Source organism: Pararhodobacter oceanensis (assembly GCF_003076755.1).
Classification (GTDB): Bacteria; Pseudomonadota; Alphaproteobacteria; order Rhodobacterales; family Rhodobacteraceae; genus Pararhodobacter; species Pararhodobacter oceanensis.
This window is the reverse complement of the sequence record NZ_QDKM01000001.1, coordinates 151,007-164,605: the sequence shown is the minus strand read 5'-3', so window position 1 is coordinate 164,605 and position 13,599 is coordinate 151,007. Positions and strand designations below refer to the sequence as shown.

Annotated in this window: 9 protein-coding genes; 4 read left to right on the top strand and 5 right to left on the bottom strand. The window is 64.2% G+C overall.

Annotation, left to right across the window (positions count from 1 at the left end; genetic code table 11):
• Positions 1 to 1,039 precede the first annotated feature (1,039 nt).
• The 4 genes from DDE20_RS00725 to DDE20_RS00710 all read left to right on the top strand — a co-directional run bounded on the left by DDE20_RS00725 (position 1,040) and on the right by DDE20_RS00710 (position 7,724).
• Complete coding sequence (locus DDE20_RS00725) at positions 1,040 to 2,632, top strand: ABC transporter substrate-binding protein (RefSeq protein ID WP_116556534.1); 1,593 nt, start codon at positions 1,040 to 1,042, stop codon at positions 2,630 to 2,632.
• A gap of 105 nt (positions 2,633 to 2,737) precedes the next feature.
• Positions 2,738 to 3,715: an ABC transporter permease gene (locus DDE20_RS00720; RefSeq protein ID WP_116556533.1), complete on the top strand. Its 978-nt coding sequence runs from the start codon at positions 2,738 to 2,740 to the stop codon at positions 3,713 to 3,715.
• Positions 3,712 to 5,439, top strand: a complete 1,728-nt coding sequence (locus tag DDE20_RS00715; protein ID WP_116556532.1) for an ABC transporter permease subunit — start codon at positions 3,712 to 3,714, stop codon at positions 5,437 to 5,439. The genes DDE20_RS00720 and DDE20_RS00715 overlap by 4 nt, the downstream gene beginning before the upstream one ends.
• On the top strand, positions 5,436 to 7,724 hold the full coding sequence (locus tag DDE20_RS00710; protein ID WP_205961590.1) for a dipeptide ABC transporter ATP-binding protein: 2,289 nt from the start codon (positions 5,436 to 5,438) through the stop codon (positions 7,722 to 7,724). The genes DDE20_RS00715 and DDE20_RS00710 overlap by 4 nt, the downstream gene beginning before the upstream one ends.
• A gap of 169 nt (positions 7,725 to 7,893) precedes the next feature.
• Here DDE20_RS00710 and DDE20_RS00705 read toward each other — a convergent pair whose 3' ends face one another.
• From DDE20_RS00705 to DDE20_RS00685, 5 genes are read right to left on the bottom strand one after another with little or no spacing between them, the layout of a single operon-like run.
• Entirely contained in the window at positions 7,894 to 9,063 is a 1,170-nt protein-coding gene (locus DDE20_RS00705) for an ABC transporter substrate-binding protein (protein ID WP_116556531.1), read from the bottom strand.
• Between the two features lie 24 nt (positions 9,064 to 9,087).
• Positions 9,088 to 10,968: an AMP-dependent synthetase/ligase gene (locus DDE20_RS00700; RefSeq protein WP_165814379.1), complete on the bottom strand. Its 1,881-nt coding sequence runs from the start codon at positions 10,966 to 10,968 to the stop codon at positions 9,088 to 9,090.
• A 17-nt stretch (positions 10,969 to 10,985) separates the two neighbouring features.
• The gene (locus DDE20_RS00695) at positions 10,986 to 11,756 is read right to left on the bottom strand and encodes an ABC transporter ATP-binding protein (protein ID WP_116556529.1); all 771 of its coding nucleotides are present in this window, start codon (positions 11,754 to 11,756) and stop codon (positions 10,986 to 10,988) included.
• Positions 11,756 to 12,526, bottom strand: coding sequence for an ABC transporter ATP-binding protein (locus tag DDE20_RS00690; RefSeq protein WP_116556528.1), 771 nt, complete (start codon positions 12,524 to 12,526; stop codon positions 11,756 to 11,758). Before DDE20_RS00690 ends, DDE20_RS00695 begins: the two co-directional genes overlap by 1 nt.
• Positions 12,523 to 13,599, bottom strand: coding sequence for a branched-chain amino acid ABC transporter permease (locus DDE20_RS00685; RefSeq protein WP_116556527.1), 1,077 nt, complete (start codon positions 13,597 to 13,599; stop codon positions 12,523 to 12,525). Before DDE20_RS00685 ends, DDE20_RS00690 begins: the two co-directional genes overlap by 4 nt.

Here is a 13,599-nt window from a genome sequence, read left to right as displayed (position 1 = left end):
TCTTTCACCGCACACCCGACATCAGTGCTTTTGAGCGCCCGCGTTGTGGAGCGGGTGCGCGCGCCCACCCAGGGTCGGGCGCGTCCCTTCGTTCATTGTTGCAGTCGTCTTGCGACAGGTGGACTTCCAACGCAGGGGCCGTAAGGGCTTCACCTCCAATTACCCTCTTGGCCCGGCGGCACCACGGGCCGCGCCCGACCCTCCCCATGGGAGGGCGCCTCGGTGATGATGGGTGGGGCTCGAACGTCGTGGATGCTTTGCAGTGCGGCGCGTTGTGCTGAGTTCAGCGCGCCCACCCAGGGTCGGGCGCGTCCCTTATCGCCTCACTTTGAGTGGGGTGTGAGGATACCCTTAGCAAATGCCCCTGAAAATCTCAGCGGAGCATGTCCCAACAGCAGGGCCCGTGGCCACCACAGGCCGCGCCCGACCCTCCCCATGGGAGGGCGCATCGGTGATGATGGGTGGGGCTCGAACGTCGTGGATGCTTTGCAGTGCGGCGCGTTGTGGTGAGTTCAGCGCGCCCACCCAGGGTCGGGCGCGGCCCTTTGTGTTTTGCTCGTAGGGATGGGGAAGCGGGGCGGGGCGAAGCACCGTAAGAACTCTCAGCGCTATGAACCCCACATAGGGGCGGCAGGGCGGGTTAGCGGTAAAAAACTGGCCCTTCTGCCGTATTCCACCGCGGACCGCCGGAAAAAACGCAGCACGTTCCGCCACGAAACCCGCGCGATATCCGGCATTAATCCTCCACCGGAAACCCACAAAAACCGCCCCTCTCCGTCACCTCTAAAACCAAAAACCCGCTGACATATCAATCACCTGTGCTTATGCCAAACCCGCATCTCTCCACGCGCCCGCAAGCAACTCACCACATAAACCACCGGAAAAACTCAAAAAATCACGTGATCACCCTGAAATAATTTTATGGAACCCATCTTGACCATTTTTTATATCACGTAATATTGAGTGGAGATTAGACCTGCTGCCTTGGGAGGCATGGCAAGCGATCGAATTCGTCTTAGTGAAGGAAATTGCCGTGAGAATGACAAAACTGCTGGGCTCAACGATTTTGTTGGCCGCGACGACTGTGGCATTCGGTGCCGCCGCGCAAACCCGCGTCGCGCCGATCGAGATTTACACCACCACCCAGTCTTATGACCCGATCCGCTATGAGAGCGCCTATATCATCGCCGACGCATGGCGCGATCTGGGGCTGGAGGTCGAGGTCCGGCCGATGGAGTTCAGCACCCTGCTGGACCGTTTCTATACCGAGCAGGATTTTGACGCGACGGTGCTGGGCTGGTCGGGCCGCACCGACCGTCTCGATCCGCAGTTCTTCCTCGGCACCCTCGACAGCCGTCAGGCCGATCCGGGCGCGAACAACCCCGGCGGCTATGCCAACGCCGACTATGACGCGCTGTTTGACGCGCAGTCGGGCGAGTTCAACATCGAGGCCCGCCGCGACATCGTCCATGAGATGCAGGATCTCTACAAAGGCGACGCACCGATGGCGGTGCTGTTCCACCGCGACGAGGTGGTCGGCTATAACCACACCACCTTCACCAATCTGAACGCGATGGCGGGTGAGGGGCTCTATTCCGAGTGGGTGCCGATGGAAGCCCAGCCTCTGGGCGAGCGCGCGACCCTGCGCATCGGTGGCCCGCAGGAGCCCGACAACCTCAACCCCTTGGCCTCGACCAGCGTTTGGGGCTGGAAGTGGATGCGGATGTATTACGACCGCCTCGTGCGCCTCTCGCCCGACGTCGAGCCGGTGCCGTGGGCGGCCGCTTCGGTGGATGCCGTGGATGAGGTGACGATTGATGTCACCCTGCGCGAAGGGATGAATTTCCACGATGGTAAGCCGGTAACGGCGGAAGACGTGGCCTTCACCTTTAACTATTATATGGGCTCCGATTACAGCTATTTTAACGCCTATCTGGCGCCGCTCGCATCGGTCGAGGTCACCGGTGATCTCAGCGTCCGCTTCAATCTGACCGAGCCCTCGGCGCCCTTTGCGACGATCACGCTCAGCCAGATCCCGATCCTGCCCAAGCACCTCTGGGAAGGCATCGAGAACCCCGAGGAACTGACGCCTGAGCAGATCCCGACCGTCGGCTCCGGCCCCTTTGTCTATGAGCGCTACGACCGCGGCGAATATATGTCGCTGCGCGCAAATGACGCGCATTTCTACAAGGAAAACATCGGTGTAGACGGTGTTGAGTTTGTCATCTACGCCGATGCCGAGGGTGTGTTTACCGGCCTTCAGACCGGCCAGATCGACATGACCGCTTGGCGTATGGAGCCGGGGCAGATCCCGCTGGCCGAGGGCAACGAGAATATCACCGTGGTCTCGGTGCCGGACTTTGGCTACTTCCACATCACCTATAACACCCGTCGCGAACCCTTTGACGACCGTGCCGCGCGCCGTGCGCTGACCATGGCGATGGACCGCGAGCGGATGGTGAACGTGCTGCTTGACGGGCGCGGCGAAGTCGGCGGCTCGGTGGTGGCTCCGGTTAACGCATATTGGCACAACCCCTTTGTCGAGCGTTTCGAGTATGACATGGCAGCCGCCCGCGCCGAACTCGAGGCCGCAGGCTATAGCTGGGACAGCGATGGCCGCTTGCAGCGCTAACCCGACATAACCCCTATGCCCTGCCGCAGCACACCGCTGCGGCAGGGTCTTTTTTTAGCCGGCTCTGCGCGATTTGCGCGGGCCAAGCCGTCAGAAGGATCAGGCATGTCCCGCCGCAACTATCTGATCAAACGCGTGGTGCAGGCGCTTTTCTCGCTTTGGATCATCGCCACGATTTTGTTTTTCCTGTTCCGCATGGGTCTGCCCGATCCGACCGCGGCGCTGATCACCGAAGGGTTGAACGCCGAACAACGCGCGCTGATCCGCGCCCAGTTCGGTCTCGAAGACCCTTTGTGGAAACAATATATGTTGTTTCTCACCAATGCGCTGCAGGGTGAATTCGGCACTTCCTTCAGCTACCGCGCGCCGGTCGCCGAGATCGTCTGGGAGCGGCTGGGCAACACGATGATCCTGATGGTCGCGGCGATCACGCTGGCCTATGCGATCGGCGTGCCCTTGGGCGCGTGGCTGTCGTGGCGGCGGGGCTCGCTGGCCGATACGCTGGGGATTTTCGTCGGGCTGATGTTCCGCTCGGCGCCGATGTTCTGGACCGGCATGATCGCGATTCTGATTTTCGGGGTCAGTTTTGCGCTGTTCCCGACCTCGGGCATGCGGACCTTGCCTTATGACGCGACGGGGTTTTTCGACAAAATCCTGACGCTGGATTTCCTCTGGCACGCCATTCTGCCGGTGCTGGTGGTGGCGCTTTACTACCTCGGTTCGCCGCTCCTGATCATGCGCAACACCATGCTTGAGGTCTACGGCGAGGATTTCATCGAGATGGCCCGCGCCAAGGGTCTGCCCGAGCGCGACATCCTTTATAAACACGCCGCGCGCAACGCGCTCTTGCCGGTGGTCACGCAACTCGCGGTGACGATTGGTCTGGCCGCAGGCGGGCAGGTGGTGGTCGAGGTGGTGTTCTCTTGGCCCGGTCTGGGCCGCGAGATCCTCAACGCCGTGCGCACCTCGGATTTCCCGCTCGCGCAGGCCAGTTTCCTGATCATGGCCGCATTTGTGATCACACTTAATCTGCTGGTCGATTTTCTCTATTCCACACTTGATCCAAGGGTGAGTTTCCGATGACCCTGCCTCCTTTTCTACGCGCGGCCCTTGCGCCGCTGCGGTTGATGATGCGCGACCGGCTGGCCGTAGCCGGCCTCTGCGTGCTCAGCCTGATCATCGCTATGGCGCTGTTCGCGCCGCTCCTCTCGCCGCATGACCCGCGCCATATCAACGAGGTCGAAGACGGCTCGGTGCTGGTGCAAACCCCCGAGGGCTGGGTGCTGGGCGAGAGCCTCGGCGCGGTGGCGCTCAATGATGCGGCGCATTTTGGGGCGGATATCGGGGCGCAATCGCTGATCGTGGGCCGCGAGGGCACGATCTGGGCGCGCGAAAGCGGCCATTGGGCGCGGCTTGACGGCGGCACCGTGGCGGATCTGAACGCGGTGGATTTCAGCCCCGAGGGCACCGCCTTGATCGCCGGTGCCGATGGGCTGATCCTGCTGCGTGACGGCGACAAATGGACCGAGATCAAGGCCGAGAATGCCGATCTGCGCGGCGCGGCATGGCTCTCGGCAGGTGACGCGCTGATTGTCGGCGATAATGAAGATATCTGGCGGTTGGACGCCGAAACCGCGCTGATCACCCGCATCAACAGTCCCGTGGGCCGCGGGTTCTCGCTGCGCAGCGTGGCGCTGGACGCGGATGGCACGGCGCTGATCGTCGGTGAGCGCGGCTTGGCGATCCGCTTTGATCCGCAGAGCGGCAGCACCGCGCTGGAACGCCTCGGCTCCAGCCGCGACCTGAACCATATCCACATCACAACGGGCGGCACCGCGCTGGTCACCGGCGAACGCGGCACGCTGTTGCGCCGCGCCGCCGCTGATGCCGCATGGGTCACTGATCCCGCCCCCGACACCCGCGCCCTGCGCGCCGGTTATATCGACGATACCGGCACCGCGATTGCGGTGGGCCGCAACGGGATCATCATGGAGTGGGACGGCGCCGAATGGCTGCTCTCGCCCACCGAGAGCGAGCGCCATCTGCGCGCGCTGCTGGTCGTCGGCGAGGACCGGCTGGCTCTTGGCTCCGACCGTTTCGTCACCCGCCTCGCGCCGCCCTCGCGTGAGCATTGGTTCGGCACCGACCATCTGGGCCGCGACCTGTTCAGCCAGAACATGCACGGCAGCCAGATTGCGCTCTTGGTCGGGTTTCTCGGCGCCGCGCTGGTGGTCCTGATCGGCACCAACGTGGGCCTCGTCGCGGGGTATTTCCGGGGCCGGACCGAGACCATCCTGATGCGCACCGTCGATATCATGTATGGCATCCCCTTCGAGCCTTTCGCGCTGATCCTAGTGCTTCTGTTCCAGCCCAGCCTGATGATCGTCATTCTCGCGGTTTCCTTGCTGACATGGCGCACCGTCGCGCGGCTGATCCGCTCGCAAGTGCTGACCCTGCGCGAACGCCCCTTTGTCAAAGCCGCCCGCGTCGCGGGCGCGTCCGACCTGCGGATCATGTATCTGCACATCTTCCCCAATGTGCTGCCGCTGGTGTTTCTGGAACTGGCGATCATCGTCGGCGTCTCGATCATCGCCGAGGCGACGCTCAGTTTCCTCGGGCTCGGGCCACCCCAATCGATCTCATGGGGCGGTATCCTGCATGACGCGCGGCTCTCGGGCGCATGGCGCACCGCATGGTGGTGGAACCTGCCGCCGGGCATATTGATCATGACCACCGTGCTGTCGGTGTTCTTTATTTCGCGGTCGCTGGAAGTGGTCGCCAATCCAAGACTGAGGGCGCGGGAATGAGCGATATGACCCAGAAAACCCTGCTCGATGTGCGCGATCTGGCGATCCATTACCGCACCGGCGCCGGACCTGTTCAGGCGGTGGACGGGATCAATTTCTCCATCGCCCCCGGCGAGGCGCTGGGGCTGGTCGGCGAATCCGGTTGCGGCAAAACCACCGCCGCCAAGGCGATGCTGAAACTGCTGCCGCCCAATGGCGAGATCCCGCGCGGGCAGATTGATTTCGCCGGTCGCGATCTGGTGCCGCTGAAGGGCGAGGACATGCGCCGCGTCCGCTGGAAAGAGATCGCCTGGATCTCGCAGGCGGCGATGAACGCGCTGGATCCGGTCTACCGCGTCGGCGACCAGATCCTCGAGGCGATGCAGGCGCATATCAAGATCGACAAAGCCGAAGGCTGGGCGCAGGCCGAAGACCTGTTCCGCGCCGTCGGTCTCGATCCCTCGCGGCTGCATGCCTATCCGCATGAGATGTCGGGCGGGATGAAGCAGCGCGCGGTGATCGCCATGGCGATGGCCCTGCAACCGCAGCTTCTGATCGCTGATGAGCCGACGACGGCGCTGGATGTGGTGACACAGGCGCAGATCCTCTCGCGGCTGGCGAAACTGCGCCGTGAGCGGGGCATGGCGCTCCTGTTCATCACCCATGACATTTCCGTCGTGGTGCAGACCTGCGACCGCGTGGCGGTGATGTATGGCGGCAAAATCATGGAAACGGGGCCGGTGCGCGAGGTCTTCGGCCAGCCCTTCCACCCCTATACAATGGGCCTCACCAACGCCTTCCCGACGCTGGAGGGCGCGCAGCGTGAGCTGATCTCGATCCCCGGCACGCCGCCGGACCTGCTGAACCCGCCGACAGGCTGCCGCTTTGCCGAGCGTTGTCCCTTCGCCACTGACCTGTGTCGCGCTGAAGAGCCCGCGCAGCATGAGGTCGGGCCGGGCCGCTATGCCGCCTGCCATTACCCCGAGCGCGTCGAGGAGTTCCGCAAGATCGCCGCCACCAATGAGGCTTGGGCCGAGGTCGGCCACCGGCTCAATGAGGAGGTGATCTCGGTCACCCGCCGCGAGGTCGAGGCCAAGGACGCCGTGCTTCAGGTCGATGATTTGGTCAAACACTTCCCCGTCCCCGGCGGGTTCTTTGGCAGATCCGACGACAAGGTCCACGCCGTCGACGGCATCGACCTGACCCTGCGCCAAGGCGAAATCCTTGGCATTGCGGGCGAATCCGGCTCGGGCAAGACCACCACCGGCGAGATGCTGGTGCGGTTGCAAGACCCGACCGCGGGGCGCATTGTCTCCGAGGGCGAGGATATCGCGCCGCTCAAAGGCGCGGGGCTCAAAGCCTTCCGCCGCCGCGCGCAGATGGTGTTCCAAGACCCTTACCAGACCCTCAACCCGCGGTTCACCATCCGCGATATCGTCGGCGAACCCCTGACCATTCACGGGCTCGCCAAGGGTGAGGACCGCCGCCTGCAGGTGGTCAAAGCGCTGGAACGGGCCGGGCTGAAACCCGCCGTCACCTATCTTGACCGTTTCCCGCATGAACTCTCGGGCGGGCAGCGCCAGCGCGTCGCCATCGCCCGCGCGATTGTGCTGGAACCACGGTTTATCGTCGCCGATGAGCCGGTCTCGATGCTTGATGTGTCGATCCGCGCCGGGGTGCTGAACCTGATGCGCCAGTTCCGCGACGAAATGGGGATTTCCTTTGTCTACGTCAGCCATGACCTGCCGACGATCCGCTATGTCGCGGACCGCACGGCGATCATGTATCTGGGCGAGATTGTCGAGGTTGGCCCCACGGAAAAGGTGATCACCGAGCGCCGCCACCCCTATACGCAGCTGCTGCTCGACGCCTCGCCCGAGCCTGATCCGGCGGTGGAGAAACCGCCCTTGGATTCGGCGGGCGAGATCCCCTCGGCGATCGACATTCCCAACGGCTGCCGCTTTCACAACCGCTGCCCCTTGGCGACGGTGGATTGCGGCTGGGAGGGGCGCGACGTGATCGCCGCGCTCTCGGACTGGGAGTTGTCCGGCCATGACCGCGCGGCTCTCGGCACGCCAAAACGCGACGGGTTGTCCCTGCGTATCCCCGCACCGCAAGGCGTGCAGGCGGCGCGCGAGCAGCTAACACAGGTGATGGCGCAGCGGCCCGCCTCCCTCACCGAGGCCGCGCAGATCACCGATACGGGCAACGCCCTGCATCTCGCCTTCGCCGCCCACCCCCCGCCCAAACGCCGCAAGATCGACGACGGGCATGAGGTCGCTTGCCTCCTCTATCCCGAGGCATAACCAACACCCCCGGGCCGCGCCAATCCACGCGGCCCGAGGGTAGATACACGGCCACCACCTGCGCCGCACCGGTGACGCAGGTGCATGTTCAGGCTGAGCTGCCAGACCTCAGATCACCCAGCCCAGACAGCGAAACCGCCCCGCGCCAGCAGACGCGGGGCCATTGGTCTCAGAATGGGGCAATCTGTTGCTCCCATGTGCCATCCACCACCCTGTCGATCGACACCATCTCGGGCATCGCGTGATTGTCGACAAATGTCTGCTCGGTATAGGTGGTGAAATCATTGTGGCCGCTGGCCCGCGCCGCCGCGACAAAGCTGTCCGAGGTCAGATCCTCACCCGCCCCGCGCAACGCGCTCAGGAACCAGTTGGTGTAGGAATAGGCGTTGGCGGCGTTTTCATCGGGCATCGTGCCGTAAGCCTCCTGATAGGCGCTGATGAAGGCCTGCGCCTCGGCGTTCGAGGTCTCGGCGCCGTGCAATTGCCAGCCGCCGATGCCGTAGAGCCCTTCGGTATCCGCGCCGCCCAATTGCGCAACCATGGTGCTGCGACCGGGGATCGCGCAGAGCACTTTGACATCCCAATCGAGCTTTTTGACCTCGGCCATCACCGCCACGGTCTCGCGAATGATGGTGCCGGCGATGATCAGATCGACGCCCGCCGCGCGCATCCGTGCGACCTGCGAGGAAAAGTCGATCTCGCCGGGGCGGTAGGCGGCTTCTTCGGCGGTGCTCATACCCAGCGACTCGAGCGCCGGATTGACGCCCGCGCGGATCAGATCGCCGTAGGGGCCCTCCATATAGATCACGCCGGGCCGCTCGACGCCCCATTCGGGGATCACCCGCTCGAGCGCGCGCTGGGTGGTGGTGTTATAGTTCTGCACGGTGGTGAACAGGAGCGGCGAATTGCCCGAGACCTGATGCATCACCGCCGAGGCCGCCCAAGGCGCGAAAACCACCACGCCGGCGCCGGTGGCCAGCCCCATGGTCGCGGCATTGGGGCCCGAGCCAAAGCTGTTGTGCAGCGCAAAAACCTCATCCGAGCGGATCAGTTTTTGCACCGCGCGCACCGCCTGTTGCGGCTGGCCGGCGTTATCCTCGACGATCATATTGATCTGGCGCCCGTGCACGCCGCCCGCGGCATTGGCCTGTCCAAAGGCCAGTTCGGTGGCATTGCGCAGCATCGGCATGCTCGAGGCGGTCGGGCCGCTGAGATCCAGATGCATGCCGATATTGATCGCATCGGCGGATACTCCGGCAGCGCGGGCCGCGCGCAGCCCGCTGCCCATTGCCAGCGCCGCAGCGCCGGTGGCCAGCATTTGACGACGGTTCATAGTCATAGCGTCCTCCCTTTATGGACTTGGTTAGATGGTGGCTTCGGCATGGTCCGGCGGCGCCTCCACTCGCCTTTGGGTGCCATACATGCCGTCGATCAGCGCCGCGTATTTCTGCGCGATCACCTTGCGTTTCAGCTTCATCGTCGGGGTCAGCTCTTCGTCCTCGGCGGTCAGAAGCTGGTCGATAATGCAAAAGTCCTTGATCTGTTCGACGCGGGCCAGACGCGGATTGACCACGTCGATCTCGCTTTGGATCAGCGCGACAACCTCGGGGGCGCGGGTCAGGCTGGCGAAATCGGTGTAGGGGATTGCCTGATCCTGCGCGTAGCGCGCCACCTGTTCGAGGTCGATCATCACCAGCGCGGTGATGTAGCGTTTGCCCTCGCCGATCACCACCGCATCGGTGATATAGGGGCTGAATTTGAGCTGGCTCTCGATCTGGGTGGGCGCGATATTCTTGCCCGCGCGGGTGATGATGATGTCCTTGATCCGGTCACGCAGCGCCAGATAGCCCTCATCGCTGATCTCGCCGCAATCGCCGGTGTGTAGCCAGCCCTCGGCGCTGATCGTCTCGGCGGTTTTCTCGGGCGCGTTCCAGTATCCGGCAAAAACATTGGCGCCGCGAATGAGGATTTCATTCTCCGGCCCGATGCGGATTTCGGTGTCTTTGGCGGGCAGACCAGCCCAGCCAAGCCGGATGCCGCCGCGCGGTGTGGCGGTGGCGAAACCGGCGGTCTCGGTCATCCCGAAGGCCTCGCGCAGTTCCACCCCGATGGCCAGAAACCAGCGGATCAGATCGGGCGGCACCGGTGCGGCGCCGGTCAGCGCGCTGCGGCAGTTTTGCAGCCCCAGAAACACCCGCACATTGCGAAACGCCAGCCAGTTGAGCAGCCGCGACAGCGGCCCGACGCGCGGCGGTTTGCGCCCCGCCAGCCGCGCTTCGACCGAGGCGCGACCGGTCTCGAGCGCACGGCGGTAGATAAAGCGCGCCGGTGCAATCGCGTCGCGCAGATAGAGTTCGATCTCGCTGTGCATCTTTTCCCAAAACCGCGGCGGCGCGAAGACCACATGCGGCGCGATCTCGCGCAGGTCATTGGGCACGGTGCCCGAGTTCTCGGGGAAATGCACAATCAACCCCAGTGCCAGCGGGTTGAACACCGAGGCCATGCGTTCGGCGATATGGCACAAAGGCAGGAACGAGAGGGATTTCTCGCCGGGTTTGGCGTCGAGATATTCCTCGGCCTTGTTCATCTGGAAGATCGCATTGGCGTTCGAGATCATCGCCCCTTTGGGCGCGCCGGTGGTGCCCGAGGTATAGACCAGAAACGCCAGATCACCGGATTTGCCCGCGTCAATCGTGGCCTCGAAATCCTGCGCCTGGGTGCTGGCCAGATCGTCGCCCTGGGCGATGAAATCGTCGAAAAACCCGACCTGCGGGTCGTCCAACGCGCGCAGACCCTCGCGCTCGATCACCAGAATACGCGAAAGATCGGGGCATTCGGCGCGCACTTCCAGCGCCTTTTCCAATTGTTCCTGATTTTCCACCACCAGCAGGCGGCAGCCAGAATCCTGCAGGATATAGCGCAATTGCTCGGGCGAGGCGGTGGGGTAGATGCCGTTGCCGACCACGCCCATACATTGCGCGCCGACATCGGCAATCAGCCACTCGGGGCGGTTCTCGGCCAAGACCGCGATGATCTCGCCGCGCTCGACACCCAAGGCGCGCAAAGCCAGCCCGAAGGCGCGGGCGCGGTGGTAATAGTCTTGCCACGTCAGGGTTTGCCAGAGCCCGCGCAGCTTGTGGCGCAGGGCCGGACGGTCGGGCCAGTCCGTGGCGCGCTGGCGCAGCACCCGCGCGGGCGTCTCATGGCCCAAAAAGCGGATCACTGGCTTGGGACTCTCGGACATAGATCTCTCTGGCATCGTCATCTCCAGGTTTTCCGCCGCTTCCAGCGTTGCGCGGTGCCCGACAGGCCATAGCCGCCGCCGCCGCCCAGATAGGCCTCGCGGATGTCTTCTTTGCGGGTGAGCGCCGCGCAGCTGTCGGCGGCGACAATGCGGCCCAACTCCATGATGTAGCCGTCATCCCCATGCGCCAGCGCCACCGCGGCGTTTTGCTCGACGACCAGAACCGCGGTGCCGGTTTCGTCGCGGATGCGGCGGATGATGCCGAAGATTTCGGTGGTGAGCATCGGCGAGAGGCCAAGGCTGGGCTCATCGAGCATCAAGAGTTTCGGCGCCGAGAGATAGGCGCGGGCAATGGCGACCATCTGCTGCTCGCCGCCCGAGAGCAGCCCCGCGTGCTGGCTGTCGCGCTCCTTGAGCCGCGGGAACCATTCCTGCACCCGCGCGATATCCCGCGCCACCGCGTCGCGGTCCTTGCGGGCATAGGCGCCCATCATCAGATTGTCGCGCACGCTGAGAAACGGGTAGACATGCCGCCCCTCGGGCACCAGCACCAGCCCGCGCCGCGCGACTTCGTCGGCATCGAGCCCCTGCACCTCGGCGCCTTGGAACAGCGCCTTGCCCTTGAACGGGTCGATCACCCCTGCAAGCGTGTTCAGCAGCGTGGTTTTGCCCGCGCCATTGGCGCCCAGCACCGCCACAATCCGGCCCTCGGCAACGCTCAGATTGACGCCTTTCATCGCGGCAATCGGCCCATACCATGTTTCGAGGTTCTGCACGTCCAGCATCATCAAGCCCCCAAATACGCGCTGATCACATCGGGATGCGCCTGCACTTCGGCGGCGGTGCCCTGCGCCAGCACGCGGCCCTGCGCCATGCAGATCACCCGGTCGGCGACGGCATTGACCAGCGCCATATCGTGTTCGATCATCACCACGGTGATGCCCAGATCGCTGCGGATATCGTCGATCCAGAAGGCCAGATCGCGGCTTTCCTCGGGGTTGAGGCCGGAGGCGGGCTCATCGAGAAACAGGATCTCGGGCTCGGCGCAGAGCGCGCGGCCCAGTTCGACAACCTTGCGCACGCCGTAGGGCAGACCGGCGACCGGCGCGTTGCGCCATGGCGAGAGGTCAAGAAATTCGATCACCTCTTCGACGCGGGCGCGGTGGGCCTCTTCGCGCCGGGTGAGCGCAGGCGTGCGCAGGACCTGCTGCCACCACGCCCCCGCACCGAACCGGTGGCGGCCAAGCAGCAGATTGTCGAGCACGCTGGCGGCGTCAAACAGCTCGATGTTCTGGAAGGTGCGCGCGATGCCCAGATGGGCGATGCGGGCGCGGGGCAGGCGGGCAATATCCTCGCCCTTGAACAGGATGCTGCCACGGCTTGCGTCAAACACCCGCGTGACCAGATTGAGCATCGAGGTTTTACCCGCGCCATTCGGCCCGATCACCGCCAGCACCTCGCCGGAATTCACCGAGATCGACAGATCCGAGATCGCCGCCAACCCGCCGAAATGCAGCGCAACCTTGTCGATCTCGAGTAAAGGCGTGGCGGAACTCATCTGTTACGCTCCGATTTCATATAGGTTTTCTGGCGGCGGAACATGTCGCGGCGATAGAGCGGGAAGCTCTCGATCAGCGCGCGCAGCTTCAACCAGCGTCCGTTGAGACCGGTGGGCTCAAAGAGCACAAACAGCGCCAGCACCAGCCCCGCGACAAAGATTTCCAAGCCGGTTTGTCGTGCCATCGCCGCCGGCAGCAGAGATTTGAGCGCCGCAACCGCATTGGGCAGCAGGCTGATCAAGACCGCGCCGAGGATCGCGCCGCGCAGGCTGCCGATGCCGCCGATCACCACCATCAGCACCAGATCAAGCGACAAGAGCAGGGTGAAAGCGTCCGGCGTCAGATAGCCGATGTGGTGCGCCATCAACCCGCCCGCAAGGCCGGTGATCCCCGCCGAGAGGCCGAAAGCGCCGACCTTCACGCGGTTGACCTCGATGCCCAGAGCATAGGCCGCGGCCTCGGAATCGCGCACGCCGGTGAAGGCGCGGCCAATGCCAGAGCGCATCAGATTGGCCAGCGCCAAGAGTACCAGCGCGGCGACAAACAGGCAGACGTAGTAGAACACCCGCGGCGAGCCCAGCGACAGGCCGAGGAGTTGCGGCGTCTCGACCATCATCCCCATGTAGCCGCCGGTGACCCCGCGCCACATGCCGATGATCTGCTCGACGACAATCGCAAAAGCCAGCGTGACCATCGCCAGATAAAGCCCCGAGACGCGGATCGCCGGAATGCCGACCACCAGCCCCGCCGCCGCCGAAATCAGCGCCGCAAGGGGCAGGGAGGCGGCAAAGGGCACGCCCTGCGCCATCAGCCACGCATGGGCATAGGCGCCGATCGCCACGAATGACGCATGACCGAGGCTGACCTGTCCGGTAAAGCCGGTGAGCGCCATCAGCCCCATGGAGGCGATGCAGAGGATGAACACATAGCCCAATTCGCCGACCAGATAGGTCGAGGCGAGCATCGGCAGCGCCAGCAGCGCCGCCGCCAGCAGCCCGTAGGACAGCCAGTCGCTGCGGTGTCTGAGCAGCGCAAACCCCTGCCGGTAGCGGGTGTGATAGTCAAACCGCAT